Source organism: Pseudomonas sp. TE6288, assembly GCF_054062095.1.
In genome coordinates this window covers 198,157-223,943 of the sequence record NZ_JBSSEW010000001.1, presented here as the reverse complement: position 1 = coordinate 223,943, position 25,787 = coordinate 198,157, and the positions used below count along the sequence as shown (strand labels likewise).

Here is a 25,787-nt window from a genome sequence, read left to right as displayed (position 1 = left end):
GGCTAACGCCAGTCAGTTTAGCGATAGGGGCCGCTTTGCGGCCCATCGCCGGCAAGCCGGCTCCCACAGATTCAGCGCAGGCCTTACTAATTGCGCGGTCCCTGTGGGAGCCGGCTTGCCGGCGATAGGCTGCGTAGCAGCCCCTGTGACGTTTATTACTTGAAATCCCACTGCATCTGCGTGGCGATGCTCACACCGCTGGACGACCTGACACAGACGTCCAGGTAGTCGGTGAAGCGTGGCGGCATGGCAATGCCTTCTTCCAGCAGCCGACTGTTGTCGAACAGGTAGTTGAGGTCGGCGAAGCCGCTGTACAGGCGCAGTGCGCGCAGCACCAGCCGTGGGTTGGCCGGGCCGATGCGGGTTTCGAAATGGCTGGCGAGCGATTTGAGGTCGTCCGCCTCGACCTTGCGATAGCGCTCGCCCACCGGCTCCGCGCCATTGGCCAAGGCGAAGGCCTGGTCGATCTCTGCGAAGGTGCAGGCCGAATGATGGCCGGCAGAGATATGGTAGAGGTCATGACCCAGGCGTGGCTTGAGCGCCAGGCCGATCAGCGCCTCGGCGCAATAGTCCACCGGGATCACGTCGATCTGCTCGTCCAGGCCGCAGGTGAAGCTCTCCAGGGCGAAGCCCATGCGGAACACCCAGAAGATGCTCCCCGAGGCCTGGCAGCCGAGGCTGCGGTGGCCGACCACGATGGATGGCCGCGCCACCACCAGCGGCAGGCTGGGCAGCTCTTCACGCATGCGCCGTTCGATTTCCGCCTTCGAGGCGGTGTAGTCCACCAGTTGCTGCGCGGCCTCGGGAAACTCCCACGATTCGCTGATCGGTGACTCGCGCTGTGGGCCGCAGCACATGGCGGTGCCGACGTGGAGGAAACGCTTGAGACGGCTGGAGCGGCTCAGCACCTGGGCAAAGGCGTAGGTGCCCTCGACGTTTACCGGCCAGATATTGGGGTTCTTCGAGAACGAGGCCACGGCGGCGCAATTGATCACTCGGTCGAGCTGCATCAGACGCGGCGTCTCGCGAGCCAGCCAGGTGGTGTCGAGGAAGTCGCCGCAGAGGATCTGCGCTTCGCTCAGGGCCTGGCCCTGGCTGTCGTCGACACCGTGCTGGCGCAGGTTGTCGCGCAGGCGTTGCAGGCCCTGCGCCGGGTTATCGGCGCGAACGAGGAAGCACAGGGCCTCGGCATGCCCTTCGGCGATCATCTGGGCGGCGACGGCGCCACCGAGAAAACCTGTGGCACCGGTCAGCAGAATACGCTCCTGGGCTGGACACGGGAGGGTGGGCGTATGAATGGCGGGGGTGTTCATAGGTTTCCTCGGCAAGTAATTTGCCACTTTTTCATTCTTTGGAATGGGTGTGAAAGTTGCGTGAAAAGTTTGCTCGTGCGACTAATTCAAGTCCGTAGCTATTGGGTTTTTTGATAAACATGGCGCGAGCCGATATCACGTCGGAAAGCGCGTCGTATGGGAATCATGGCCTTGCACCGCGCAGGCAGATAGCGGCGAAGAGCAGGGCGGCGAGACATTGTCTGGCGGGCCGATGGTTATTTCAATTAACTGTTGGCGCAGTTATGCAGGTTTTTGGTGAAACAATTTTAATGGGCTATGAGCAGATGTAAGCAGCTGTATCAAATGTGTAAATATATTTAAATTTTCACGCGGTTAATTGTTGGTATCACTTCAATTGTCCGGGCACTTCCCAGATCCCTCCATCACCGATGACATAGACCCGCTGACCCGTTCCCGGCTGCAGCGTCATCGCGCCGGTGAAGCTGCCGAACGACGGCAACAAGGTCAGGTGCTCGCCGACCAGGAAACAGGGCAGGCGCACCTGTTGGCGGCCACGGCCGCGCAGGCGGTACGCCGGATGCACATGGCCCGCCAGTACATGCCGCTGCGGGTGCGCGCAGGGCTCGTGGTGCAGGGCGAACGGGCCGAGCGGCAGCGGCTCGGCCACCACCTCGATGCCCAGCCCAGTCGGCGGATCACCGGCCTGTCGGTCATGGTTGCCACGCACCAGGGTGATGGGCAGCGCCGCATGGCGGGCGCGCCACTCGGCAAGCGCTGCCAGGGTTCGCGGGGTCCTGCCTTTGGCGCTGTGCAGGAAGTCGCCGAGAAATACCAGGTGCTGGCAGGCAAAGCGCTGCAGCAGGGCATCCAGGCGTTGCAGGTTGCAGGCGGTGGTGCCACTGGGCACCGGCTGGCCCAGTGCCCGGTAGCCGGCGGCCTTGCCCAGATGCAGGTCGGCGATCAGCAGGGTCCGCCGCTCTGGCCACCACAGGGCTTTTTCCGCCAGCAGGCAGAGTTCGGTGCCGGCCACCTTTACGCTGATGTGCGAAGGAAGGGTGCTGGCCATGGCCTCAGGACCGCTGCCTGGCCGGGCGTGGCCGGCCGTCCTTGCTGCGCCTGGCCTTGTGCGCGCGGCCAGGTTCACGCGTGTCATCCTCGACCATCAGCGTGGTCAACGCCGCAGGCTCCTGTGCCCCGGCACCTGCGGCCTGCTCCAGGTCGCTGACCATGCGCCGGATCCGGTCGGCGAGTTTTTCCGAGCTGAGGCTCTCGCGAAAGCGCTCGACCATCAGCGGAAAGGCGAACGGTGTGGCGCGCCTGATGGTCCGCAGTTGTAGCGGCAGAGGCTGCAAGCGCTGCAGGGTCTGGCGCAGGCGTTGCACATCCAGCTCCTGGCTCAGCACCTCCTGGCGGGCCTGGGTCAGTAGCAGGTTTTCCGGGTCGTGCTGCCTGAACACATCGAAGTACAGCCCGCTGGAGGCCTGCAACTGGCGCGCGCTCTTCGGCGCACCGGGGTAGCCGGTGAACACCAGTCCGGCGATCCGGGCGATCTCGCGAAAGCGCCGGCGCGCCAGCTCGCCGGCATTGAGGCTGGCAAGCACCTCGGGTAGCAAGTCATGGCTGTCGAACAGCGCCGGGGTCAGGGCGCCAGCATAGTCGATGGCGCTGGCGCACAGCAGCTCCAGGCCGTAGTCGTTGACCGCGATGGAAAAACTCAGCGGTGTATCCCGGGCCAGGCGCCAAGCCAGCAGGCTGGCCAGGCCCAGGTGCACCGAGCGTCCGGCGAAGGGGTAGAGAAACAGGTGCCAGCCTTCGCGGGACTGCAGGGTCTCGGCCAGCAGGACGTTTTTGCCGGGTAGCGCCGACCAGGCTTTCTGCACCTCCAGCAACGGGCGCAGCAGGCGCATTTCCGGGCCTTGGAAGACACCCTGGTCCGCCGCGTCCAGTTCGGCCAGCATTGCCTCGGCCAGTTCGCCCGAGAGCGGCATGCGCCCGCCGTTCCAGCGCGGGATGGCGGCCTTGCGGTCGCTGGCGCGGCGCACGTAGACAGTCATTTCGCGCACCTCTACCAGCTCCAGGGTGCGGCCGGCGAACAGGAAATGGTCGCCTGGGCGCAGGCGGGCGATGAAGCCTTCCTCGACGCTGCCCAGCGATCCGCTGCCACCGCGCGCCCAGAACTTCACGGTCAGGCTGGCATCGCTGACCAGGGTACCGATGCTCATGCGGTGACGCCGTGCCAGGCGTGTATCGGGCACCCGCCAGCGGCCTTCTGCGTCCGGCTCGGCGCGGCGGAAATCGGGGTAGGCCGTGAGCGAGAGACCGCCGTGGCGGATGAACGCCAGGGCCCATGCCCATTGCGTGTCGCTCAGGTCGCGGTACGACCAGGCGCTGCGCACTTCGGCGAGCATGTCCTGGGCCTCAAAGCCATCGCCGAGGGCCATGCTCACCAGGTGCTGGACCAGCACATCCAGTGGCCGCTCGGGGGCCTGGCGCGCCTCGACCTTGCCCTGGGCCACCGCCCTGCGTGCGGCTGCCGCCTCCAGCAGTTCCAGGCTGTGGGTCGGCACCAGCGTGGCGCGCGAGGGCCGGCCGGGGGCGTGGCCGGAGCGCCCGGCGCGCTGCATCAGGCGCGCCACTCCTTTGGCCGAGCCGACCTGTAGCACGCGCTCCACGGGTAGGAAGTCGACCCCCAGGTCCAGGCTGGACGTACAGACCACCGCCTTCAACTGGCCTTTCTTCAAGGCCAGCTCCACCCAGTCGCGCACCTCACGCGACAGCGAACCATGGTGCAGTGCCAACAGCCCAGCCCAATCGGGCCGCGCCTGCAACAGCGCCTGGTACCAGGTCTCCGCCTGCGAGCGGGTGTTGGTGAACACCAGCGTGGTGGCGCTGCCTTGCAATTGCTCGACGACCTGCCCGAGCATGCGCAGGCCCAAGTGCCCGGCCCAGGGAAAGCGTTCGATGGCGGGCGGCAGCAGGGTGTCGATACGCAGGTCCTTGGCGTCGTGCCCCTGCACCAGGCGGCCCGCCGGCATCAGCACTTGCCGCGCGTGATCCAGGTTGCCCAGCGTGGCCGAAAGCGCCCAGACCAGCAGCGACGGCTGCCAGCAGCGCAGGCGGGCGAGGGCCAGTTGCAACTGCACGCCCCGTTTGTTGCCGAGCAACTCGTGCCATTCATCCACCACCAGCATGTGCAGGCCGGCGAACGCCTCGCGCGCATTGGCCTGGGTCAGCAGCAGCGTCAGGCTTTCCGGTGTGGTGATCAGGACGCTGGGCAGGCGCCGTGCCTGGCGGGCGCGTTCGGCGCTGCCGGTGTCACCGGTGCGCAGGCCGATGCTCCAGCCGATCCCCAGGTCGTCCAGGGGGGCCTGCAGCGCCCTGGCTGTGTCGGCAGCCAGGGCTCGCATGGGGGTGACCCACAGCAGGGTCAGCGGCGCCATGGCGGGCTTGGCGCGACGTGCCGGCATGGGCTGGGAGGCATACTGCCCGGCGAAGCGATCCAGCGCGGCGAACCACACGGCATAGGTCTTGCCGGCGCCGGTGGCGGCGTGCAGCAGCCCCGATTCGCCGTCGGCCACGGCTTGCCAGACGGCCTTCTGGAAGGTGAACGGCTTCCAGCCGCGCTCGGCGAACCAGCGGCTGGAAGGCTGGCGGCGCTTGTCCATCACAGCAGCCCCTGCAAGGTGGCCAGCGTGTCAGCCTGTTCGATGGTCTTGTCGGTGCGCCAGCGCAGCATGCGTGGGAAACGCACCGCGATGCCGCTCTTGTGGCGCTTGGACAGGGCGATGCCTTCGAAACCCAGTTCGAACACCAGGGTCGGGGTGACGCTGCGTACCGGGCCGAACTTGTCCACCGTGGTCCTGCGCACGATGGCGTCGACCTTGCGCATCTCTTCGTCGGTGAGACCGGAGTAGGCCTTGGCGAAGGGCACCAGCACCCGCTCGCCCGGGGCACTGTCGTCCCATACCGCGAAGGTGTAATCGCTGTACAGGCTGGCACGCCGGCCATGGCCGCGCTGGGCATAGATCAGCACCGCATCGATGCTGAACGGGTCGATCTTCCATTTCCACCACAGGCCCAGGTCACGGGTACGGCCCACGCCGTACAGCGAGTCACGGCGCTTGAGCAACATGCCCTCGACACCCAGCTGGCGCGAGGCCTCGCGCTGGCGGGCGAGCGCCTGCCAGTCGTCGCCGGTCACGCGCGGCGACAGGCGCAAGCGGGCATCGCCGATGCTATCGACCAGCGCCTCGAGCTGTGCCCGACGCTGGTCCTGGCTGCAGCTGCGCCAGTCTTCGCCTTCCCATTCCAGCAGGTCGTAGGCCAGCAGCGCCGCCGGCAACTCGTCCAGCAGCTTCTTGCCCAAGGTCTTGCGCCCGATGCGTTGTTGCAGCAGGGCGAACGGCTGGACGCCGAATGTCTGTTCGCCGCTGTCGGGTGGCGGCTTCCAGATCACCAGCTCACCATCGAGCACGGTGCCGTCTGGCAGGGCGGCGGCCAGGCGGGCGAGCTCGGGGAAGCGCTCGGTGATCAGATCCTCGCCCCGCGACCACAGCCAGGCACGCCCATCGCGTTTCACCAGCTGGGCGCGGATGCCGTCCCACTTCCATTCCACCAGCCACTCCTGGGGCGGGCCGAGCACCGCGTCGAAACGCTCGAGCGGCTCCTGCAGCGGGTGCGCCAAGAAGAACGGGTAGGGCTGGCCGCCGCGCTGGGCATGTTCCTCGGCGGACTCCTGGGCGACCAACGCCAGGTAGCGCTGGGGCGTCGGCTGGTGCGCAAGGTCGGTGTAGCCGACCATGCGCTGCGCGACACGCTTGGCGTCGACCCCGGCCAACGCGGCCAGGGCGCGGGTCACCAGCAGTTTCGAGACGCCGACGCGAAAGCCACCGGTGAGCAGCTTGAGGCTGACCATCAGGCTTTGCCGGTCGAGCCGCGCCCACAGCGCCTGCAAGCGCGGCGCGAGTTCCTCGGGGGGCAGGCCGCGCAGCGGCAGCAGTTGCTCCAGCCACCACTGCAAACTTTCATCCGCGACCTGGGTGGACTCTGGCAGCACCAGCGAAAGGGTTTCGGCGAAGTCGCCGACGGCCTGGTAGCTCTCCTCGAACAACCACTCGGGCAGGCCGCACAGGCGGATCGCCAGGTCGCGCAGCACACGGGTCGGCACCACCTGCCGGGGCCGTCCGCCGGCGAGGAAGTACACCGCCCAGGCGGCATCGGCAGGTGGTGCGGCGGCCAGATACTCTTGCAGCGCGGCGAGCTTGGCATTGCTCGAGGTGGTGGCATCGAGCCGGGCGTAGAGTTCGGCGAAGGCTCTCATCAGTTGGTCGGCTCCAGGCTGTCGTCTTCCTCGCCGTACTCGGTCTGGAAGGCTCGGGCATCCAGGCCGCGTTCGGTCAGGTAGCGAACCAGCACGTTGACCTGGCCGTGAGTGACCATCACCCGCTCGGCGCCGCTCTGCTCGATGGCCCAGAGCAGGCCGGGCCAGTCGGCGTGATCGGAGAGCACGAAGCCGCGATCGACGCCGCGTCGACGCCGCGCCCCGCGCAGCAGCATCCAGCCGCTGGCGAAGGCATCGCTGTAGTCGCCGAAGCGGCGCATCCAGGTGCTGCCCCCCGCCGAGGGCGGGGCGAGGACCAGTGCCTGGCGCAGCAATGGGTCGCCCTTGCTGGTCGCCGTGGCGGGCAGGGTTTCCGGCAGGCGCACACCGGCGGCGCGGTAGACCTGGTTCAGCGGCTCCACCGCGCCATGCACCAGCACCGGGCCAATGCTGGCGTCGATGCCGTGGAGAATCCGCTGGGCCTTGCCGAAGGCGTAGGCGAACAGCACGCTCGGACGCCCGGCGGCGGCATTGGCGCGCCACCAGGCGTCGATGTCGGCGAAAACGCAGGCCTGGGCTTGCCAACGGTAGATCGGCAGGCCGAAGGTCGATTCGCTGATGAAGGTGTGGCAGCGCACCGGTTCGAAGGCTTCGCAGGTGCCGTCCGGCTCGACCTTGTAGTCGCCAGAGGCGACCCACACCTCGCCGCGGTATGCCAGGCGCACCTGGGCCGAGCCGAGCACGTGGCCGGCGGGGTGAAAGCTCAGGGTCACGCCGTGGTGCTCAAGCGGCGTGCCGTAGGGCAGGGTCTGCAGGTCGATGTCCTCGCCCAGGCGAGCGCGCAGTATCCCGGCGCCGGGCGTCGCGGCGAGGTAGTGGCGATTGCCGCGCCGGGCATGGTCACCGTGAGCGTGGGTGATCACTGCCCGATCGACCGGCCGCCAGGGGTCGATGTAGAAATCACCGGGTGGGCAGTACAGCCCTTCGGGGCGCGCGACGATCAGCTCCATGGCTCACCTTGGCCTGGGTGTTAACAGCTCAGAGCGTCGGCAGGCGCATCAGGTTCATAGTTCGTTGCAGGCAATGCACGTGCTGCCACCGTTCATCGTCTCTGTCGAACACCTCGGGCGGGCGTGGCTCAACCGGAGGCAATGCCCATTCTTGATAACCGACGAGGTCTGCCATGAATGCCATCGAATTGCTGGAGCAAGACCACAAGAACGTGAAGAAGCTGCTCGACGAGCTGGCGGCCACCACCGAGCGCGCGGTAAAGAAACGTGGCGAGTTGCTGGCGCGTATCGAGCAGGAGCTGAAGATCCACACCGAGCTCGAAGAGCGCATCCTCTATCCGGCCATCAAGCAGGCCGGGGGCCGAGAGGAGGCAAAGATGTACCACGAGGCCAAGGAGGAGCACCGCACGGTCGATTCGCTGGTCCTGCCCGACCTGCTGGGTACCGCCACCGACACCGTCGAGTTCGCAGGGCGGGTCAAGGTGATGAAGGAGTTGCTCGAGCACCATATCGAGGAGGAAGAGGGCGAACTGTTCCCGACCGCCAGGAAACTGCTCGGCAAGCAGGCGCTGGAGGACATGGGGCAGGCCATGCAAGCGCAGAAGAAACTGCTTGGCGCCGCGCAGTCTGCGGCCTGACACCGGGCAGGGCTGGCCATTGTCAACAAAGCCTGGGAGAAGGCCATGAAACAGCAGGATGATCGTCGCCAGCGCAAACCTGCGGGCGAAGCCGAGCGTGACAATGACGCCCATCGGCCGGACGGCTCCACCGGTACCCAACATGACTCGACGGCGCAGAAGGCCGCGCGCGGCAAGGGCCGGCGCCCGGGCTGACGCCGGCGCCGGCCCGGCCTGTCAGCTACGGAAGAAGGCGAGCAGGTCCTGGTTGATCACGTCCGCGTGGGTAGTGGGCATGCCATGGGGATAGCCCTTGTAGGTCTTCAATGTGCCCTTGGCCAGCAGCTTGGCCGACAATGGCCCCGAGTTCTCGTAGGGGACGATCTGGTCGTCGTCGCCATGCATGACCAGTACCGGCACCGTCACCTTTTTTAGCGATTCGGTGAAATCGGTCTGGGAGAACGCGACGATGCCGTCGTAGTGCGCCTGGGCGCCGCCCATCATGCCCTGGCGCCACCAGTTGAGGATCACGCCCTGGTTCGCCTTGGCGCCGGGGCGGTTGTAGCCGTAGAACGGCCCCGCCGGGATATCGTGGTAGAACTGCGCGCGGTTGGCCTTGAGCTGGGCCTGAAGGTCGTCGAACACTGACTTGGGCAGGCCACCGGGGTTGCTGGCGGTCTGGACCATCAGCGGCGGCACGGCGGCGATAATGGCGGCCTTGGGCACCTTGTCCTCGGGATGGCGGGCCATGTAGTGGATCACCTCGCCACCGCCGGTGGAGTGCCCGACATGAATCGCCCCCTCGACACCCAGGTGCTTGACCACCGCCGCCACGTCGTCGGCGTAGTGGTCCATGTCGTGGCCGTCCCAGACCTGGCTCGAACGGCCATGGCCACGGCGGTCATGGGCGACCACGCGGTAGCCTTCGGCGACGAAGAACAGCAGTTGCGCGTCCCAGTCGTCGGCGCTGAGCGGCCAGCCGTGATGGAAGAAGATCACCTGGGCGTCCCGCGGGCCCCAGTCCTTGTAGAAGATCTCGAGTCCTTCCGGGGTTGTGACGTATGCCATTTCGCGTCTCCTGATTCTTGGGTGAGGAGCTGGTGAAGGTGGGCAGTGAGGGGGCACTGGCCACCGGACAACTCTAGGATTAAAGTGCACTTCAAGGTCAATGCAATTGCAAAGGTGCCGCATGAGAATAGGAGAGCTGGCCAAGCTTACGGGCCTGGCCCCTTCGCGTATCCGCTTCTACGAGGCCAGTGGGCTGATCAGCTCGGTCGAGCGCAAGGCCAATGGCTACCGCGACTACGACGCCGATGCGGTGTGGGTGCTGGAGATGATCACCAACGCCCAGGCCGCCGGGTTCTCGCTGGAGGAGATCCGCCAGTTGTTGCCGGCCAAGGCCAAGGGCTGGCAGCACGATGAACTGCTCGCTGGGCTCAGGCGCAAGGTCGAGGAAATCGAACGCCTGCAGGCGCGCCTGGCACGCAACAAGGCGCAGTTGTTGCTGGTGATCGAAGGGATCGAGAGCAAGCCCGAAGGCATGCAGTGCGTGGACAATTCGCAGCGGGTGCTGGAGCGGCTGCGTGAGGAAATGGCCCAGGAAAAGGCGCGGGTCGCGGACCTGTAGCAGCGCCGCTGCCACAGGGGGCCTGCATCGTTTCAGTCAAGCGCCGCCAATGGCTTGGGCGCATACAGCGCGCTCTGGAACTCGGGCACATACTCGTACTTGACCATCCGCCCCAGCTGCAGGTCACGGATATAGCGCGACAGCTCGCCATCCCCCAGCACCAGTTCCACTGAATCAGCCTTCATGCTGGAGGCATGGCTGACCTGCCGCGAGGTGGCGTAGCCGTAGGCCAACCGGCTCTGGTGATCGAGGTTGGTGAAACTGTTGGTCACAAGGCCTGGCTCGTGGGACAACCCGTCGAGCTTTCTGGCCCTGAACACCACATCCACCTTGCCGGTTCGCGCATCGACGATATCGTAGGTCACCGCCTGGGCATCCTCGCGCCGGTCGATCCCGGTCAGCCACTTGGGCAGGTTGTAGCCCACCACGCCGCGCACCCGAGCAAGCTCGGTGTTGACCGGCAGCTTGAGCACATAGCCCCAGAAATCATTGGCCATCGATTGTCGCACCAGGCTTAAAGGCCCCAGGTTCGCTGAGCCGGGCCTGTTGGTAATGATCGACACGGCCACCTCGTTGTAGCTGTCGTTGTCGCAGTAGTCGTAGGTGTAGGCGGTGAACGCCACCAGGCCGCGCCCCAGCCACACCTGCAGGGGCTGCACCTGCTCCAGCACGGCGGCGGGCATCAGCGCCCGCAGGCGTTCGAGATCGGCGGTGTAGACGGCGGTGACACGGCTGTTGCGGTAGTAGAAGTTCGGCGAGTACGACGCGAAACCCATGTCGACCCGAGTCTTCTCCAGGCCCTTGAACCAGCTCAGGTCAATGTCCGGCGCCTCGGCCTGGATCACTGGCAGCGGCGGGTTGGAGCGGTAACGGTCGTACAGCCCGCCCTTGAGCACGGGTACCGGGTGCCCGGCGATGTCGATCTGCGTTGTGGTGGCGTGCTCAGGGAGGCCATTGGCGGCGTGGGTGACGGGTATCAGCAGGGCGCCGGCCAGGGCGGTGGCGGTTCCGAGTTTCACGGTGCTGTATCTCCAGGGTAGATGATGTCGGGGCTGCGTAATCACCCTAACGTTCAACCCAACTTGAGAGTCAATGGCGAAATTTTTGCCGGTTCAGGGCTTGACCTTAAAGTTGACTTTAAAGCTAACGTCTGCGGCACCTACTTGTTGAGGTATTGCCGATGGACGTGTTCTCCCCCCTGACCCTGCCCAATGGCGCGGTCATCCCCAACCGCATTGCCAAGGCCGCCATGGAAGAAAACATGGCCGACGCCAACCATGCGCCCTCCGACCGACTGATGCGCTTGTACAAGGCTTGGGCGCAAGGTGGCGCTGGCCTGCTCATCAGCGGCAACGTCATGGTCGACAACCGCGCCATGACCGGCCCCGGCGGCGTGGTGCTGGAGGATGACCGGCACCTGGCGCGTTTTCGCCAGTGGGCCGCCATCGGCCGCTCGAAGGGTGCGCAGTTCTGGTTGCAGATCAACCACCCCGGCCGGCAGATGCCTGCGAGCCTGGGCCAGGAAACCTGGGGCCCGTCGGCCGTGGCGCTGGACCTGGGCAGCATGTCCAGGCATTTTTCCACCCCGCGGGCGATGACCCACGAAGTAATCGAAGATGTGATCCGCCGTTTTGCCAACACCGCGCGGCTGGGGGAGCAGGCGGGTTTCAGTGGGGTGGAAATCCACGCGGCCCATGGCTACCTGCTCAGCCAGTTCCTTTCGCCCCTGAGCAACCAGCGTACCGACCAGTGGGGCGGCACCTTGGAAAATCGTGCGCGACTGCTGCTGGAGGTGGTCAAGGCGGTGCGTGCAGTGGTGTCCCCCGGCTTCGCCGTGGCCGTCAAGCTCAACTCGGCGGACTTCCAGCGCGGCGGCTTCAGCGCAGACGATGCGCGGCAGGTGGTGGCCCTGCTCAATGAGCTGGCGGTCGACCTGGTGGAGCTGTCCGGTGGCAGCTACGAAGCCCCGGCGATGCAGGGCCAGGCCAGGGATGGCCGCACGCTGGCGCGCGAGGCGTACTTCCTCGACTTCGCCCGGGACATCCGCACGGTGGCGAAGATGCCGGTGATGGTCACCGGGGGCATCCGCCGCCGACCGGTCGCCGAGCAGGTGGTGCACAGCGGGGTCGAGATGGTCGGTATCGGTACCGCGCTGGCCATCGCGCCGGCCTTGCCCCGTGACTGGCAGGCGGGGGAGGAGGCGGTACCGGAACTGCGCCCGATCACCTGGAAGAACAAGGCGCTGGCCTCGCTGGGCAATATGGCGATGGTCAAGTTCCAGTTGCGCAGGCTGAGCGAAGCCAAGGCGCCCGATCCGCAGGTGGCGCCCTGGTGGGCGCTGCTGCGCCAGCAATGGAGCGACGCCGCCCGTGCCAGGCAATATCGGCGGCACATGGCGCGGCAGTGAAGCCAAGGAGATGTGATAATGGCCGGGCTATCACAAGAGGCACACCATGCTGACCATCTCCAACAACGTGCAGGTACCGGATGCCGAGATCGAGCTGAGCTATATTCGCGCGCAGGGCGCCGGCGGCCAGAACGTCAACAAGGTCTCCAGCGCCGTGCACCTGCGCTTCGACATCGCGGCCTCGTCGCTGCCCGCCTTCTACAAGGAGCGACTGCTGGCATTGCGTGACAGCCGCATCACCGCTGACGGTGTGCTGATCATCAAGGCCCAGCAGTACCGCACCCAGGAACAGAACCGCATCGACGCCCTGGAGCGTCTGGCCGAACTGATCATCGGCGCCGGCAAGGTCGAGAAGAAGCGCCGGCCGACCAAGCCGACCCTCGGTTCAAAGACCCGCCGCCTCGACTCCAAGTCCAAGCGCGGCACGATCAAGGCGGGGCGCGGCAAGGTGGACTTCTGAGCTTGGCCAGGCCACCTATGCCTGCCTGTAGCATTCATGAATAAAAAACAGGATTGAAATTACCAATTGCACTGATGAGCAGGATCAATTTAGGGATCGGTCACGGGCTACTTACCCTTTTCGAGGCGCATCAAGACGCCTGAAAGAACCTTTAGGAGTACCGCATGATCCCTTTGCTCAAGCTGTTCCAACCCGGTCGCCTGCTGGTGGCGAGCAGTCTCGCCGCCAGTCTGCTGTCACTGTCCGTGCAGGCCGCGACCCTGACCCGTGATAACGGCGCGCCGGTGGGTGACAACCAGAACTCGCAGACTGCCGGCCCCAACGGCTCGGTGCTGCTACAGGACGTGCAACTGCTGCAGAAGCTGCAGCGTTTCGACCGTGAACGCATCCCCGAGCGCGTGGTGCACGCACGTGGCACCGGCGCCCATGGCCAGTTCACCGCCAGTGCCGACATCAGCGACCTGAGCATGGCCAAGGTGTTCCGCCCCGGCGAGAAGACCCCGGTGTTCGTGCGCTTCTCCTCGGTGGTGCACGGCAATCACTCGCCGGAAACCCTGCGTGACCCGCGCGGCTTCGCCACCAAGTTCTACACCGCCGACGGCAACTGGGATCTGGTCGGCAACAACTTCCCGACCTTCTTCATCCGCGACGCGATCAAGTTCCCGGACATGGTTCACGCCTTCAAGCCCGACCCACGGAGCAACCTCGATGACGACTCGCGTCGCTTCGATTTCTTCTCCCATGTACCGGAAGCTACCCGCACCCTGACCCTGCTGTACTCCAACGAAGGCACGCCGGCCAGTTACCGCGAGATGGACGGCAACAGCGTGCACGCCTACAAGCTGGTCAACGCCAAGGGTCAGGTGCACTACGTGAAGTTCCACTGGAAGAGCCTGCAAGGGCAGAAGAACCTCGACCCGAAACAGGTCGCCCAGGTCCAGGGCCGCGACTACAGCCACATGACCCACGATCTGGTCAGCGCGATCAACCAGGGCAAGCTGCCGAAATGGGACCTGTACATCCAGGTGCTCAAGCCCGAGGAGTTGGCCAAGTTCGACTTCGACCCGCTGGACGCGACCAAGATCTGGCCCGACGTGCCGGAGCGCAAGATTGGCCAGATGGTGCTCGACCGTAACGTCGACAACTTCTTCCAGGAGACCGAGCAGGTGGCGATGGCGCCGTCGAACCTGGTACCGGGTATCGAACCGTCCGAGGACCGCCTGCTCCAGGGACGGTTGTTTGCCTACGCCGATACCCAGATGTACCGGGTTGGCGCCAATGGCCTGAGCCTGCCGGTGAACCGCCCGCGTGCCGAGGTCAACACCGTCAACCAGGATGGCGCGATGAACGCCGGGCACACCGACAGCGGCGTGAACTACCAGCCGAGCCGTCGCCAGCTGCGTGACGAGCAGGCCGACGCCCGTTATGTGCAGACCCCGCTGAGCGGCAGCACCCAGCAGGCGAGGATCCAGCGCGAGCAGAACTTCAAGCAGGCGGGCGAGCTGTTCCGTTCCTACGGCAAGAAGGACCAGACCGACCTGATCAACAGCCTCGGCCAGGCCCTGGCGACCGCAGATGAGGAGAGCCGCTACATCATGCTGTCGTTCTTCTACAAGGCGGATGCGGACTACGGCACCGGCCTGGCCAAGGTGGCCAAGGCCGACCTCGAGCGGGTCCGGCAGTTGGCGGCGAAGCTGCAGGACTGAGCGGCCACTGCTGCCCAGATCCATTGACATGACATGAACCTGCGGGAACGGATTCATCGGGGCAGCCGGATCGCCGCGACCACCGGTAAATCCGTTCCCGCACGACGACCATGTTGTCCGGCGCGTCTTATTTTCTGGTGAGCTTGTCACCCGGCACATGCAGATACGACATCACGCTTTCGGTCAGCTCCGTGGCCAGTTTCACCGCCTCCTTGTTGCGCGCCATGACCCCGGCCACCAACCCTTCGATCAATGCCAGCACGGCGATGTTGGAGCTGGTCAGCACCGGATGATCGGCGGGCGCGTACAACACATGGTGGGCCATGGGCGCCAGCGGCGAGGCGGGTGAGTCGGTGATCGCCAGTACCGTTGCGTTGCGCTCATGGGCGAAACGCGACAGTTGCAGGGTGTCCTGCGAATAGCGTGGCAGGGCGATGGCCAGCAGCACGTCCTGCTCGGTGATCGCCGCCAGGCGGTAGGCGGCATTCTCGTTGCCACCTTCCATGCTGATGGCACAGGTGTCCCTGCAGAACGGCACCAGGGTCGAGGCGGCCAGCCCGGCCAGGTATACGCTGTTGCCGAAGCCCAGCACGTAGACCTTGCGCGCCGCGATCAGGCTGTCGACGAACGCCTCGAAGGCATCGGCCTGGTTGTTGCTGGCGGTGGTCGCCAGGTTGCTGGTGGCGCTCTGGATCTGCTCATGCAAGCCAAAGTCGCCGCCCGGGCGTTGGGCCAGCTCGTTACGCAGCTTGTCCACCGGCGAGACCATCTGTTGCAGGGTGCTCACCAGCTCGGCCTTCATGCCGCTGTAGCCGCCCAGGTCCAGGGCCTTGGCCAGGCGATTGACCGCCGCCGGCGAGGTCGCGGTAGCCTGGGCCATGTCCTCGATGGTCAGGGTCGCGGCCTTCAGCGGGTGGCGCAGGATGTACTCGGCGACCTTGCGCAACGACGGTGGCAGTTCGGCCAGGCTCTCCGACAGCTTGCGCATGACCGGCGCGGCGTAGACCGTGGTGTTCTTGGTATGGCTCGACATCCGGCGCGAGGCTCCCTGTGAATTGCCGGGTAGTGTATCCCAAGGCGCTCTGCGGCGGGCCGCCACAGCGCGCCGCGGGGGTCACTTCAGGCTGCCGGCGAGGAACTGGCGCAGGCGCTCGGACTGCGGCCGCGCCAGCACCTCGCGCGGGTCGCCGCGTTCCTCGGCCAGGCCCTGATGGAGGAATAGCAGCTGGTTGGACACCTCGCGGGCAAAGCCCATCTCGTGAGTGACCACGACCATGGTCCGGCCCTCCTGCGCCAGGTCCTGCATGACCTTGAGCACATCACCGACCAGTTCCGGATCGAGCGCCGAGGTCGGTTCGTCGAACAGCATCACCTCGGGCTCCATGGCCAGCGCCCGGGCAATGGCCACCCGTTGCTGCTCGCCACCGGACATGTGCGCCGGGTAGGCGTCGCGGCGATGGCTGACGCCGACCTTGGCCAGGTAGTGCTCGGCCTTCTCGCGGGCCTCCTTGCGGTTCATGCCGAGTACGTGCACCGGGGCTTCCATGACGTTGTCCAGGGCGCTCATGTGCGCCCACAGGTTGAAGTGCTGGAAGACCATGCTCAACCGCGCCCGCAGGCGCTGTAACTGGCGTGGGTCCGCCGCGCGCAGCCCGCCACGGGGGCACTCGCGCAGCTTGAGCTGTTCGCCGTTGACCAGGATCTGCCCGGCGTTGGGTTGCTCGAGCAGGTTGATGCAGCGCAGGAAAGTGCTCTTGCCCGATCCGCTGGAGCCGATGATGCTGATCACGTCGCCGGCATCGGCCTGCAACGAAACGCCCTTGAGCACCTGGTGGTTGCCGTAGCTTTTGTGCAACTCGTGGATATGCAGTTTGTTCATCAGACGGTACTCGCAGGGTTCAGTCGCTGAGCAGGCGACCTTGGCGGATGGAGGTGTTGCCGGCAACCTTGGCCAGCCACAGGCCGGGCTGGGCGAAGCGCAGGCGTTCACGGGCATAGAGGATGCCGTCGGTGGTGGCCCTGACCACGCTGTGGCGGTCGCTGAGCGGGTCGAGCACTTCGAACAGCGGATCACCCACGCGTACCTGCGCGCCTAGCGGCTGCAGGTAGCTGACCACGCCCGGGTGCTCGGCGTAGGCGTATTGCGCGCCAGCGAAGGGCGTGGCTTGGCAGCAGTGTTGCGGGGCGGCCGGCCAGGGGCCGCGGATCATGCCCTGGTCGGCGAGGTAGCCGAGGATCTGCTCGGCGCTGGCCTGGCATTGCTCACGCCCGGTGTCGGCCATGCCGCGCAACTCGATGGTGGTCGCAACGCAGGCCAGGGGGATCTCGGCATCAGGGTAGTACTCGCGCAGGTGCAGCCAGGGCGCGGCGCAGGCCTCGTCGAAGGCATCGCCACCGGCGCCCTCGGCCAGCAGCGCCGCTTGCGCGCCGAGGCGAGCCGCCAGCGGACGCAGCTGCGCCCAGTGTTGCGGCATGGCGTACAGCAGCATCACCGACTCGAAATCGCAGTGCAGGTCCAGTACCAGGTCGGCGTCGCAGGCATGGCGCAGCAGCAGGCGGCGCAGGCCATCGAGCTCCGAGTGTGGCGCGGGCAGTTCATCAAGGAGTTCGAGCATGGCCCGGCGGATAGTCGTGACGTTGGCCTGGCCATCGCCGCCCAGGCGGCCTTCGAGGTGCGCGGCCAGCGCTTCGGTCAGTGCCGGGAAATCGCGATTGAAGTTCTTGCCGCTATTGAACTCGAAGCGGCCCTGGTGGGTGGCTTGGAACATCTGGCCGATACCGATCGGGTTGGCCAGGGGCACCAGTTCGATCACCGCGTCCAGCAGGCCCTGCGCCTCGAGCTCCAGCAACCTGCGCTTGAGTTCGATGGCCACGCGCATCCCGGGCAGTTCATCGGCGTGCAGCGAAGCCTGGATATAGGCCTTGCGCGGGCCGCTGCCAAAGCGCAGCACGCGCAGCGAACGCTCGGTGCCGCAGGCGCTCCAGGGCAGGGTATGGTCAATGTGCTGCATGAAAGCTCCTTAGTGCTTGCGCGGTGCCAGGTAGGCCAGCCAATGGCGCTCGGCCAGCTTGAACAGGCGCACCAGCATGAACGTCAGGGCCAGGTAGATCAGCCCGGCGGTGATGAAGGCCTCGAAAGGCAGGTAGTAGCGTGCGTTGAAGGTCTTCGCCGCCCCGGTGATGTCCACCAGGGTGACGATCGACGCCAGGCTGGTGGTCTGCAGCATCATCAGTACTTCGTTGCTGTACTGCGGCAGGGCGCGGCGCAAGGCCGAGGGCAGCAGGATGCGCCGGTACAGCGTCAACCGTGACATGCCCATGGCACGGGCAGCCTCGACCTCGCCCCGGGGCGTCGAGCGCAGGCTCCCGGCCAGCAGCTCGGCGCTGTAGGCGCTGGTGTTGAGGGCGAAGGCAAGGCAGGTGCAGAACGTCGCGCTGGAGAGGTAGGGCCACAACGGGCTCTGGCGCACGGCCTCGAACTGGGCCAGGCCGTAGTACACCAGGAACAGCTGCACCAGCATCGGCGTGCCGCGGATCACGTAGGTGTAGAGCCAGGCGGGGTAGCCCAGCAGGCACGTGCGCGAGACACGCATCAGCGCCAGGGGGATCGCCAGCGCCAGGCCGCAGGCCAGCGAAATCAGCAGCACCTTGAGGGTCAGGGCAACGCCGTTCAGGTACAGCGGCAGGTTCTGCCAGATCAGTTGATAGTCGAGCGTCATCGGGCAGCTCCCCTAGAGTTCGGCGGCTTTGAAGCCGACCGAGTAACGTTGTTCAACACCGCGCAACAGCAGCAGCGACACGCTGGTCAGCAGCAGGTACAGCGCGGCCACGGCGAGGAAGAAGGTAAACGGCTGGTGGGTGGCGTCGGCGGCGTTCTTGGCCTTGAACATCATGTCCTGCAGGCCGATCACCGAGATCAGCGCGGTGGACTTGGTCAGCACCAGCCAGTTGTTGGTGAAGCCCGGCAGGGCCAGGCGCACCATCTGCGGCAGGCTGATCCGCCAGAACACGTGCAGGCCGCTCATGCCGTAGGCGGCGCCAGCCTCGGCCTGGCCCTTGGGGATCGCCAGGAAGGCGCCGCGAAAGGTCTCCGAGAGGTAGGCGCCGAAGATGAAGCCCATGGTGCACACCCCGGCAACGAACGGGTTGATGTCGATGTACTGTTCGTAGCCCAGCGCCAGTGCCAGGCGGTTGACCAGGTCCTGGCCGCCGTAGAACACCAGCAAGATCAGCACCAGGTCGGGGATGCCGCGCACCACCGTGGCATACACCTCGCCCAGTGCCGCCAGCCATCGCAACGGTGACAGCCGGCAGGCCGCACCGAACAGGCCCAGGCCGATGGCCAAGGCCATCGCCAGCAGTGCTAGGCTGATGCTCAGCCAGGCGCCATCGAGAATGCTCGATCCATAGCCATGAAGCATGATGAAAACCCTCGTCGGCCGGCGTTACTGGCCGTAGATGTCGAACGGGAAGTACTTGCCCTGCACCTGCTGGTAGATGCCGTTGGCGCGGATCGCGGCGATGGCGGCGTTGAGCCGCGCGAGGTTGGCGGTGTCGCCCTTGCGCACGGCAATCCCGGCGCCGCGGCCAAAATAGTGAGGGTCGCCGATGTCCGGGCCGACCAGGGCGAAGCCTTGGCCCGCCGGGGTCTTGATGAAGCTTTCCTCGGTGTTGACGATATCGGCGAGGGTGGCGTCCAGGCGCCCGGAAACCAGGTCGAGGAAGGCTTCGTTCTGCGAGGCGTAGCGCACGATCTCGACGCCCGCCGGTTCCAGTTGTTCGGTGGCGAAGCGGTCATAGGTCGAGGCCCGCTGCACGCCCACTTTGCGGCCCTTCAGGTCCACCATCGGGGTGTCCAGGCGGCTGCCGGCCTTCATCGCGAACTTGCCGGGGGTGTGGTAGTACTTGTCGGTGAAATCGACCGATTTCAAGCGATCCTCGGTGATCGACATCGACGACAACACAGCGTCTATCTTGCGTACCTTCAGCGACGGGATCATGCCGTCGAACTCCTGGATCACCCACTGGCACTTGACCTGCATCTGCGCGCACAGCGCGTTGCCGATGTCGTAGTCAAAGCCGGCGAGCTCACCTTCTGGGGTGCGGTAGGAAAAGGGCGGGTAGGCGGCCTCGATGCCGATGCGCAGGCTGGCATCGTCGGCCTGGGCGAAGGCGCTGCAGGCACAGAGTGCCAGCGCGCCGAGAAGTCCGGTTTTATTCATGTTGTTGGCTCCGGTGGGGGCGTTACCAGCCATGGCCCGAAAGGAACCATGGGTTGGGTGCGGCCTGAAAATGACATGATTCATATCACAAATCAATATAGTGAAAATAAATGTGTCAGATCAGCGCTCGCCTTGAGGTCGCCGTCCTTCTTCCTGAGCTGCTCGATCTTGCGGATCACACCCAGCGTTCTGGCCTCCAGCCTGCCGGCGGTTTCCAGATACTGCTCGAGATCGATAGGACACATTGCGCTGAATTGGGGGCGGAATGCTTTCGGCTGATGCTACATGGTACGTACTGCAACTGTCTGAAAATGGCCTGAATCATTCAATTGTTTCATGCTTGATACGTACTATTTGTGTACTGAACGGTAGGCTCGCCTGCACCACCAGATCGAGTGTGGGAATGGACAAGCATGGCGCCGGGTCAGGCAAATGAGCAGGGTTTTCTTATAAAGCGCGGGCCCGGCAGACAGCCCCCGGTATTGGGGCCGCCTCCCCAATGTTCTCGGGTTGTTTGGCTAACCCGTTGATTTAAGGGCGTTTGTTTAATGGCATAACGCTTGCTTCCCCCTCCACAGAACCGTGATTCCTGTGGAGGTGCAGCATGACCATTCCCCTCGAAGGCGCTACCCCATGCGTGCCGGCATGAACCGCAAGCTGCGCCCTGCATACCTGGGCTTGCTGCTGGGCACCGCGCTGATCGGCCTCGGCGTGGCCTACGAAAAGCTCTGGTGCGACCCCCGCGAACTGCTGCAGGAGGCCGCCGATCCCCAGGCCCTGCACACGCTCAGCCGCGATGGCGTCACCGTTGAGTTCGAGGCGCGCCCCCTCAGCGGCGGTGAACTGCGTGAGGGCGACTTTGCCAATATCCGCTTCAAGGTCAGCGACCAGACCAGCGGCCAGCCGCTGTCGGGCATGGCCCCCGGCGCCTGGCTCGACCCCGCGCAGTCGGCACCGGTCGGCGACCGCGACAGCAGTTGCAAGGCGCGCGTGGCGTTGTTTCTCAAAAGCAGCATCGGCGCTCGTCCTTTGCTCGATCTGAACAGCTACTTCCTGCTGGTGCTGAACAAGGACGCCAGCCTGACGGTGATCGACCCGACCGTGTCGGTGGGCGGGGTCACCAGCACGCTGGCGCGCATCGACCTTCCGGGGCGGCCCATGGACTGGGTGGCCACCGGCGATGACAAGCAGGTGTTCGTGTCCATGCCCGAACGCAACCAGGTGGCGTTGATCGACACCGAGACCTTCACTCGCGTGGCCACCCTGGAGGCCGGCGAGCAGCCGCTGCGGGTGGCGCTGCAACCCGACCAGCGCCTGCTGTGGGTGGGCAACAACAGCCATGACCCGGCCAAGGGCGGGGTGACGGTGATCGACGTGCCCAGCCGGGCCAAGCTCAAGTCGTTCGTCACCGGCTCCGGCCACCACGAGATAGCCTTCAGCGCCGATTCGCGCTTTGCCTTCGTCAGCAACCGCGACGGCGGCACCCTGAGCGTCATCGACACCGCCCAGATGCGCCTGGTGAAGACCCTCGAGGTCGGCCCGCATCCGTTGTCGGTGGCTTACTCGCCCTTGTCGCAGGCAGTGTACGTGGTCGATGGCCAGGAGGGCACGGTACGGGTGATCGACGCCCGCAGCCACACCCTGCGCCACACGGTCAAGGCCGAGCAGGGCCTGGGGCCGATGCGCTTCAGCCAGGATGGTCGTTATGGCGTGGTGCTCAACACCCTGGAGAACCAGGCGCTGGTGATCGATGCCAGTACCGACCAGGTGCTCCATCGGATACCGGTGGCCGCCGAGCCGTACCAACTGACCTTCACCAAGGCCTACGCCTATGTGCGTGGGCTGGCTTCTTCGAAGGTGAGCATGATCAACCTGGCAAGCCTCGGGCAGGGGCGCGAACCGATCGTCCAGGGCTTCGAGGCCGGCCCGGCGGCGCCGCGCCAGGCCGGCGACCTGCCGTTGGCCCAGGGGGTGAGCATTTCCCGCGACGACAACTCGGTGTTCGTGGTCAACCCCGTGGACAACACCACCTACTTCTACGCCGAGGGCATGAACGCGCCGATGTCGGGCTACAACAACCGCGGCCACCAGGCCCGCGCCGCGCGGGTCATCGATCGCAGCTTGCGCGAGCTGGCGCCCGGGGTGTACGGCTCGACGGTGAAGCTGCCGGCCGCCGGCACCTTCGACGTCGCGTTCCTGCTCAATCAGCCGCAGATCATCCACTGCTTCAGCACCGAAGTCGCGGCGTTGCCGCAGTCGGGCGTGCCCAAGCGTGCCCGCGCCGAGTTCATCGGCACCGACCAGCCGCTGCTGCAGCACACCCCCTACCTGGCCCGGGTGCGCATCCTCGGCGAGGACGGAAAACCACGCCCTGGGCTTGGCGACCTGAGCTTGCGCTACTTCCTGGCGCCTTCGTCGCTGCCACGCAACGTGGCACTGGTCGAAGTGGGCGAGGGGCTCTACCAGGCGCCGCTGGAGCTGGCCGAGGCCGGCGCCTGGTACCTGCACGTACAGTCGCCGAGCCTCGGGCGTGCCTTCACCGAAGAAAACTACACCAGCCTGCGCGTCCTGCCGGCCGCCGAGGCGCCCACCGCTTCCCAAGGGGAACCCAGGAGTGTGCGATGAACCGTCTGCAGGGTGGAAAACTGCTGGGCCTGAGCCTGCTGTTGGCGAGCAACCTGGCGCTGGCCCACGCCGGCCACGATCACGGCGGCACGCCCGCGCAACCACCGGCCGCTCACCAGGAGAAAGCCAGCGTGCGCTTCGCCGATGTGGCGCTGCTCGACCAGGACGGCATGCCGGTGCGCCTGGAGAAGGACCTGGTGGGCGATCACCTGGTGGTCATGGGGTTCATCTACACCAGCTGCACCACGGTGTGCCCGGTGGTGTCGTCGATCATGAGCAAGGTCCAGCAGCAGTTGGGTGGGCGGGTGGGTGAGGAGATCCGTCTGGTGTCGATCAGCGTCGATCCACAGCGTGACGATTCCAGGCGCCTGGCCGGTTACGCCCGGGCATTCCAGCACGGGCCGGGGTGGAGCTGGCTGACCGGTTCACCCTATGCCATCAGCGAAACGCTCAAGGGGCTGGGCAGCTTCAGCGCCAACCTCAGCGAGCACCCGCCGTTGATCCTGGTGGGTGATGGGCGCAGCGGGCACTGGACGCGCTACTACGGCTTCACCGACCCCAACGTACTGATCGGTGAGGTCAACCGCCTGAGCGCGCGTCGCGTGCACGCCAAGAGCACCGCCATCGCCGGCCAGGAGGTACAGCCATGAGCGCCCACACCTCCCGCCATGCCAGCATGCGCAGCCTTGACTGGCTGGTGCTCGGCGCCTGCCTGTGGATCCTCGCCTCGGTGGCGTTCGCCCACGAGGGCCACGCGCCGACGCCACAACCGGCGCCGCAGACCATGACCAGCGGCGGTGGCACCCGCGATGCGCAGACCTGGTTCACCGACACCGTGCTCAAGGACCAGGACGGCCGAGAGCTGCGTTTCTACAGCGATGTGCTCAAGGACAAGGTGGTGATGCTCAACGTGATCTTCACCCACTGCAACGATGCCTGCCCACTGATCACCCGCAAATTGCGCGAGGTGCGCGAGGCCATGGGCCCGGCACTGGCGGCGCAGGTGACGTTCGTGTCGCTGAGCAGCGATCCTCTGAACGACACGCCAGAGGTACTCAAGGCGTTTGCGCAGAAGCAGGGGGTGGATGGTCCGAACTGGCTGTTCCTGACCGGCGACAAGGCCAGCGTCGATCTGGTGCTGGGGCGGTTGGGCCAGTTCCTGCCCAGTCCCGAGCAGCACTCGACGCAGTTGATTGCCGGTGACGTGGCGGGCAAGCGCTGGAGCAAGATCCGCCCCGACGCGCCACCCGCGGCGATCGCCCAGCGCCTGCAACTGCTGGCACAGCCGTTGGCGGGGCGCTGACATCATGGCCGCCGCTGCCAAGTGGGTCCTGCTCCTGTTGTGGTGGTGCCTGTGCGGGGCAGTGCAACTGAGCGAGCAGGAACTCGCCGGCAAGCGCCTCTACCGCGAAGGCGTCTCCAGCAGCGACGCCCAGTTGCTGGCCCGGGTCGGCCCCGGGGACATGCGCGTGCCGGCCAGCGTGCTGCCCTGTGCTGGTTGCCATGGCAACGACGGGCGCGGCCGCAGCGAAGGCGGAGTGCGCCCGCCGAGCCTGGACTGGCAACGCCTGGCCCTTGGCTCCGGCAATCGCGAGGCCAACAACCGGCGCTACCCGGCCTACACCGATGCCAGCCTGGCGCGGGTCATCCGCAGCGGCACCGACCCCGCCGGCAATCGCCTCGACCCGGCGATGCCACGCTTCGACCTGAGCCTGGCCGACCAACGCAATCTCACCGCCTACCTCAAGCGCCTGGGTGAAGACCGTGACCCCGGCGTGGAGGAGGGCACCTTGCGCCTGGGCACCTTGCTGCCCGAGCAGGGCCCGCTGTCCGAGGCCGCGCGGACAGTGCGGGCAGTGCTGGAGGATGGCGTCGCGCAGTTGAACCAACAGGGAGGCATCCATGGGCGACGCCTGCAACTGGTCACGCTGGACCCCGGGCAGGACCCGGCCAGCACCGCACAGGCACTGGACACGCTGACGCAACGAGAACGGGTGTTCGCCCTGGTCGCGCCCCTCGCACCACTGCTCGACAGCCGCCAGCTGGAGCAGGCCGGCCTGCCCCTGATAGGCGCCACGCCACGTAGCGGTGGCAGTGCGCAGGTGTTCGATCCCTTGCCGGGCGTGCCCGCGCAATTGCTCAGCGTGGCGCTGCATGCCCGTGATGCCCTTGGCCTGGCGCCCGCTGCCTTGCGGGTGGTGTATGCCGGCGCAGAGCAGGCCGATGCGGCGCAGGTGCTGCAGCAGCGTTTGCTTCAACTGGGGTTTGCTACCGCGCCGCCCCTGGCGTTCATGGGCCAGGCCCCAGACGGCGAGGGTATCCTCTTCCTCGGCCACGCCCAGGCGTTCACCGCGCTGGCGTCGAGCCTGCAAGCAAGCGGGCGCAACCCTTACCTGTTCGCCGCGTCGGGCCAGGTGGCTGGTGCCGTGCCGGGGTTGGCGCCGTCGTGGTCGCAGCGGGTGCTGCTGGCCTATCCCTTCGTACCCGGCGACTGGACCGCGCAAGGCCGGGCGACCCTTGCCGGGGTGCAGTTGCGCCAGGGGCTGGAGCCGCGCCAGGCATCGTTGCAGGTCACTACCCTGTGCGCCTGGCAGTTGTTGGTCGAAGCCTTGAAGCAGATAGGGCGCGACGCCAGCCGTGAGCAGTTGCTGGCCGCCCTGGAGCAGTTGCATGACATCGATACCGGGCTCACGCCGTTGCTCGGTTTCGGCCCTGGACGCCGCCACGGCATGACAAGTGCGCATGTGGTGGAGGTAAGCCTGCCGGGGCCTGGTTTCATTGAAGTGGCGCCGTACCGAGCGGTGCCGGATAGCCCTTGAGACTCAGGAGAAGATCACCATGCGCTCCCTGCTTGCCTGCCTGTTGTCGCTGCTCGTCCTGGCCAGCCACGCCGACACCCCGGCGGCGCGGGTCAATGGCGTGGAGATCGGGGTGCTACGCCTCGAACGCTACTTCAGCGAATACCTCCAGGCCCAGGGGCGGGCGGTGGCGAGCATCCGCAACCCTAATCTTTACCAGCGCCTGCGCGCGCAGGCCCTGGATGAACTGATCGACAAGGAACTGCTTTGGCAGGAGGCCCAGCGCCAGGGCATCGACATCAATGATGCGCAGGTGACGGCGCGGGTCAGCGAGGTTGAGGCGGCCTTCGGCAGCCCCGCGGTGTTCGAGCAGCGCCTGGCGCAAGCCGGCTTCGATCGGGCAGGTTTCGCTGACTACACTCGACATGAGATGGCCGCCCAGCAGGTTTTTGCCCGGCTGAGTGCGATCGAAGAACCCAGCAGCGCCGAAGTTGCGGCCTTCCATCAGGCCAACTGGCAAAGACTGCAAGGAATGCAGAACCAAAGTGATAATACTTCTGTCCTACCAGAACACGGCCTGCGCCTGGCCAGGGACGCGCTCGTCGCGCAACTCCAGGCCCAGGCCCGGCAAGCCGTACGCCAACGTTTGCGTGATTCCGCTACGGTGGAGCGCGTCGACTGAGGGGCGTGCAGGGCTTTC

Annotated in this window: 24 protein-coding genes; 11 read left to right on the top strand and 13 right to left on the bottom strand. The window is 66.0% G+C overall.

Annotation, left to right across the window (positions count from 1 at the left end):
- Nucleotides 1–155: 155 nt before the first annotated feature.
- The 5 genes from cprA to ACVWY1_RS01120 form a co-directional block, all read right to left on the bottom strand.
- Nucleotides 156–1,313: a cationic peptide resistance protein CprA gene (gene cprA, locus ACVWY1_RS01140; protein ID WP_457377657.1), complete on the bottom strand. Its 1,158-nt coding sequence runs from the start codon at nt 1,311–1,313 to the stop codon at nt 156–158.
- Nucleotides 1,314–1,680: 367 nt separating this feature from the next.
- Nucleotides 1,681–2,361 (bottom strand): ligase-associated DNA damage response endonuclease PdeM, encoded by a 681-nt coding sequence (gene pdeM, locus ACVWY1_RS01135; protein ID WP_457377656.1) that lies wholly within the window; start codon nt 2,359–2,361, stop codon nt 1,681–1,683.
- A 4-nt stretch (nt 2,362–2,365) separates the two neighbouring features.
- Complete coding sequence (locus tag ACVWY1_RS01130; RefSeq protein WP_457377655.1) at nt 2,366–4,960, bottom strand: ligase-associated DNA damage response DEXH box helicase; 2,595 nt, start codon at nt 4,958–4,960, stop codon at nt 2,366–2,368.
- On the bottom strand, nt 4,960–6,615 hold the full coding sequence (locus ACVWY1_RS01125; RefSeq protein WP_457377654.1) for an ATP-dependent DNA ligase: 1,656 nt from the start codon (nt 6,613–6,615) through the stop codon (nt 4,960–4,962). The genes ACVWY1_RS01130 and ACVWY1_RS01125 overlap by 1 nt, the downstream gene beginning before the upstream one ends.
- Complete coding sequence (locus ACVWY1_RS01120; protein ID WP_277504321.1) at nt 6,615–7,625, bottom strand: ligase-associated DNA damage response exonuclease; 1,011 nt, start codon at nt 7,623–7,625, stop codon at nt 6,615–6,617. The genes ACVWY1_RS01125 and ACVWY1_RS01120 overlap by 1 nt, the downstream gene beginning before the upstream one ends.
- Before the next feature lie 173 nt (nt 7,626–7,798).
- Between ACVWY1_RS01120 and ACVWY1_RS01115 the strand changes: the two genes are divergently transcribed.
- On the top strand, nt 7,799–8,263 hold the full coding sequence (locus tag ACVWY1_RS01115) for a hemerythrin domain-containing protein (RefSeq protein ID WP_102685251.1): 465 nt from the start codon (nt 7,799–7,801) through the stop codon (nt 8,261–8,263).
- A 45-nt stretch (nt 8,264–8,308) separates the two neighbouring features.
- On the top strand, nt 8,309–8,458 hold the full coding sequence (locus tag ACVWY1_RS01110) for a hypothetical protein (RefSeq protein WP_277504297.1): 150 nt from the start codon (nt 8,309–8,311) through the stop codon (nt 8,456–8,458).
- 21 nt (nt 8,459–8,479) lie between these two features.
- Here ACVWY1_RS01110 and ACVWY1_RS01105 read toward each other — a convergent pair whose 3' ends face one another.
- Entirely contained in the window at nt 8,480–9,310 is an 831-nt protein-coding gene (locus ACVWY1_RS01105) for an alpha/beta fold hydrolase (protein WP_277504296.1), read from the bottom strand.
- Between the two features lie 121 nt (nt 9,311–9,431).
- Here ACVWY1_RS01105 and ACVWY1_RS01100 point away from each other — a divergent pair, with 121 nt between their 5' ends.
- On the top strand, nt 9,432–9,869 hold the full coding sequence (locus tag ACVWY1_RS01100; RefSeq protein WP_102685253.1) for a MerR family transcriptional regulator: 438 nt from the start codon (nt 9,432–9,434) through the stop codon (nt 9,867–9,869).
- Nucleotides 9,870–9,901: 32 nt separating this feature from the next.
- On the opposite strand, the gene ACVWY1_RS01095 is transcribed toward ACVWY1_RS01100, so the two are convergent.
- Nucleotides 9,902–10,852 (bottom strand): acetoacetate decarboxylase (ADC), encoded by a 951-nt coding sequence (locus ACVWY1_RS01095; RefSeq protein ID WP_457377712.1) that lies wholly within the window; start codon nt 10,850–10,852, stop codon nt 9,902–9,904.
- Between the two features lie 197 nt (nt 10,853–11,049).
- Between ACVWY1_RS01095 and ACVWY1_RS01090 the strand changes: the two genes are divergently transcribed.
- The 3 genes from ACVWY1_RS01090 (at nt 11,050) to katB (ending at nt 14,442) form a co-directional block, all read left to right on the top strand.
- Entirely contained in the window at nt 11,050–12,276 is a 1,227-nt protein-coding gene (locus ACVWY1_RS01090) for an NADH:flavin oxidoreductase/NADH oxidase family protein (protein WP_277504293.1), read from the top strand.
- 46 nt (nt 12,277–12,322) lie between these two features.
- Complete coding sequence (arfB, locus tag ACVWY1_RS01085) at nt 12,323–12,736, top strand: alternative ribosome rescue aminoacyl-tRNA hydrolase ArfB (protein WP_102685255.1); 414 nt, start codon at nt 12,323–12,325, stop codon at nt 12,734–12,736.
- A 164-nt stretch (nt 12,737–12,900) separates the two neighbouring features.
- Complete coding sequence (gene katB, locus ACVWY1_RS01080; RefSeq protein WP_139671174.1) at nt 12,901–14,442, top strand: catalase KatB; 1,542 nt, start codon at nt 12,901–12,903, stop codon at nt 14,440–14,442.
- Between the two features lie 127 nt (nt 14,443–14,569).
- Here the strand turns inward: katB and ACVWY1_RS01075 are convergent, their stop codons facing one another.
- From ACVWY1_RS01075 to ACVWY1_RS01050, 6 genes are all read right to left on the bottom strand, one after another.
- Nucleotides 14,570–15,475 (bottom strand): MurR/RpiR family transcriptional regulator, encoded by a 906-nt coding sequence (locus ACVWY1_RS01075; RefSeq protein WP_102685257.1) that lies wholly within the window; start codon nt 15,473–15,475, stop codon nt 14,570–14,572.
- Between the two features lie 81 nt (nt 15,476–15,556).
- Entirely contained in the window at nt 15,557–16,321 is a 765-nt protein-coding gene (locus ACVWY1_RS01070) for an ABC transporter ATP-binding protein (protein ID WP_102685258.1), read from the bottom strand.
- Between the two features lie 19 nt (nt 16,322–16,340).
- Nucleotides 16,341–17,453 (bottom strand): succinylglutamate desuccinylase/aspartoacylase family protein, encoded by a 1,113-nt coding sequence (locus ACVWY1_RS01065; RefSeq protein WP_102685259.1) that lies wholly within the window; start codon nt 17,451–17,453, stop codon nt 16,341–16,343.
- Nucleotides 17,454–17,462: 9 nt separating this feature from the next.
- Entirely contained in the window at nt 17,463–18,161 is a 699-nt protein-coding gene (locus tag ACVWY1_RS01060) for an ABC transporter permease (RefSeq protein ID WP_102685260.1), read from the bottom strand.
- Nucleotides 18,162–18,173: 12 nt separating this feature from the next.
- Entirely contained in the window at nt 18,174–18,863 is a 690-nt protein-coding gene (locus ACVWY1_RS01055) for an ABC transporter permease (protein WP_102685261.1), read from the bottom strand.
- Nucleotides 18,864–18,887: 24 nt separating this feature from the next.
- On the bottom strand, nt 18,888–19,664 hold the full coding sequence (locus ACVWY1_RS01050; RefSeq protein WP_102685262.1) for an ABC transporter substrate-binding protein: 777 nt from the start codon (nt 19,662–19,664) through the stop codon (nt 18,888–18,890).
- A gap of 645 nt (nt 19,665–20,309) precedes the next feature.
- On the opposite strand from ACVWY1_RS01050, the gene ACVWY1_RS01045 reads away from it, so the two are divergent.
- The 5 genes from ACVWY1_RS01045 to ACVWY1_RS01025 are packed head-to-tail and all read left to right on the top strand — an operon-like array spanning nt 20,310 to nt 25,769.
- The gene (locus tag ACVWY1_RS01045) at nt 20,310–22,289 is read left to right on the top strand and encodes a cytochrome D1 domain-containing protein (protein ID WP_277505614.1); all 1,980 of its coding nucleotides are present in this window, start codon (nt 20,310–20,312) and stop codon (nt 22,287–22,289) included.
- The gene (locus ACVWY1_RS01040) at nt 22,286–22,939 is read left to right on the top strand and encodes an SCO family protein (protein ID WP_139671166.1); all 654 of its coding nucleotides are present in this window, start codon (nt 22,286–22,288) and stop codon (nt 22,937–22,939) included. The genes ACVWY1_RS01045 and ACVWY1_RS01040 overlap by 4 nt, the downstream gene beginning before the upstream one ends.
- Nucleotides 22,936–23,592: an SCO family protein gene (locus ACVWY1_RS01035; protein ID WP_457377653.1), complete on the top strand. Its 657-nt coding sequence runs from the start codon at nt 22,936–22,938 to the stop codon at nt 23,590–23,592. The genes ACVWY1_RS01040 and ACVWY1_RS01035 overlap by 4 nt, the downstream gene beginning before the upstream one ends.
- A 4-nt stretch (nt 23,593–23,596) precedes the next feature.
- Complete coding sequence (locus tag ACVWY1_RS01030; protein WP_457377652.1) at nt 23,597–25,108, top strand: cytochrome c/ABC transporter substrate-binding protein; 1,512 nt, start codon at nt 23,597–23,599, stop codon at nt 25,106–25,108.
- Nucleotides 25,109–25,127: 19 nt separating this feature from the next.
- Nucleotides 25,128–25,769, top strand: coding sequence for a SurA N-terminal domain-containing protein (locus ACVWY1_RS01025; protein WP_457377651.1), 642 nt, complete (start codon nt 25,128–25,130; stop codon nt 25,767–25,769).
- The last annotated feature ends 18 nt before the right edge of the window (nt 25,770–25,787 follow it).

Coding starts and splice junctions, on each gene's coding strand:
- ACVWY1_RS01050 (WP_102685262.1), bottom strand. CDS start 19,664: ATGAATAAAACCGGACTTCTCGGCGCGCTGGCACTCTGTGCCTGCAGC.
- ACVWY1_RS01090 (WP_277504293.1), top strand. CDS start 11,050: ATGGACGTGTTCTCCCCCCTGACCCTGCCCAATGGCGCGGTCATCCCC.
- cprA (WP_457377657.1), bottom strand. CDS start 1,313: ATGAACACCCCCGCCATTCATACGCCCACCCTCCCGTGTCCAGCCCAG.
- ACVWY1_RS01070 (WP_102685258.1), bottom strand. CDS start 16,321: ATGAACAAACTGCATATCCACGAGTTGCACAAAAGCTACGGCAACCAC.
- ACVWY1_RS01035 (WP_457377653.1), top strand. CDS start 22,936: ATGAGCGCCCACACCTCCCGCCATGCCAGCATGCGCAGCCTTGACTGG.
- ACVWY1_RS01100 (WP_102685253.1), top strand. CDS start 9,432: ATGAGAATAGGAGAGCTGGCCAAGCTTACGGGCCTGGCCCCTTCGCGT.
- ACVWY1_RS01115 (WP_102685251.1), top strand. CDS start 7,799: ATGAATGCCATCGAATTGCTGGAGCAAGACCACAAGAACGTGAAGAAG.
- ACVWY1_RS01130 (WP_457377655.1), bottom strand. CDS start 4,960: ATGGACAAGCGCCGCCAGCCTTCCAGCCGCTGGTTCGCCGAGCGCGGC.
- ACVWY1_RS01045 (WP_277505614.1), top strand. CDS start 20,310: ATGAACCGCAAGCTGCGCCCTGCATACCTGGGCTTGCTGCTGGGCACC.
- arfB (WP_102685255.1), top strand. CDS start 12,323: ATGCTGACCATCTCCAACAACGTGCAGGTACCGGATGCCGAGATCGAG.
- pdeM (WP_457377656.1), bottom strand. CDS start 2,361: ATGGCCAGCACCCTTCCTTCGCACATCAGCGTAAAGGTGGCCGGCACC.
- ACVWY1_RS01075 (WP_102685257.1), bottom strand. CDS start 15,475: ATGTCGAGCCATACCAAGAACACCACGGTCTACGCCGCGCCGGTCATG.
- katB (WP_139671174.1), top strand. CDS start 12,901: ATGATCCCTTTGCTCAAGCTGTTCCAACCCGGTCGCCTGCTGGTGGCG.
- ACVWY1_RS01120 (WP_277504321.1), bottom strand. CDS start 7,625: ATGGAGCTGATCGTCGCGCGCCCCGAAGGGCTGTACTGCCCACCCGGT.
- ACVWY1_RS01055 (WP_102685261.1), bottom strand. CDS start 18,863: ATGCTTCATGGCTATGGATCGAGCATTCTCGATGGCGCCTGGCTGAGC.
- ACVWY1_RS01125 (WP_457377654.1), bottom strand. CDS start 6,615: ATGAGAGCCTTCGCCGAACTCTACGCCCGGCTCGATGCCACCACCTCG.
- ACVWY1_RS01030 (WP_457377652.1), top strand. CDS start 23,597: ATGGCCGCCGCTGCCAAGTGGGTCCTGCTCCTGTTGTGGTGGTGCCTG.
- ACVWY1_RS01025 (WP_457377651.1), top strand. CDS start 25,128: ATGCGCTCCCTGCTTGCCTGCCTGTTGTCGCTGCTCGTCCTGGCCAGC.
- ACVWY1_RS01105 (WP_277504296.1), bottom strand. CDS start 9,310: ATGGCATACGTCACAACCCCGGAAGGACTCGAGATCTTCTACAAGGAC.
- ACVWY1_RS01060 (WP_102685260.1), bottom strand. CDS start 18,161: ATGACGCTCGACTATCAACTGATCTGGCAGAACCTGCCGCTGTACCTG.
- ACVWY1_RS01110 (WP_277504297.1), top strand. CDS start 8,309: ATGAAACAGCAGGATGATCGTCGCCAGCGCAAACCTGCGGGCGAAGCC.
- ACVWY1_RS01040 (WP_139671166.1), top strand. CDS start 22,286: ATGAACCGTCTGCAGGGTGGAAAACTGCTGGGCCTGAGCCTGCTGTTG.
- ACVWY1_RS01065 (WP_102685259.1), bottom strand. CDS start 17,453: ATGCAGCACATTGACCATACCCTGCCCTGGAGCGCCTGCGGCACCGAG.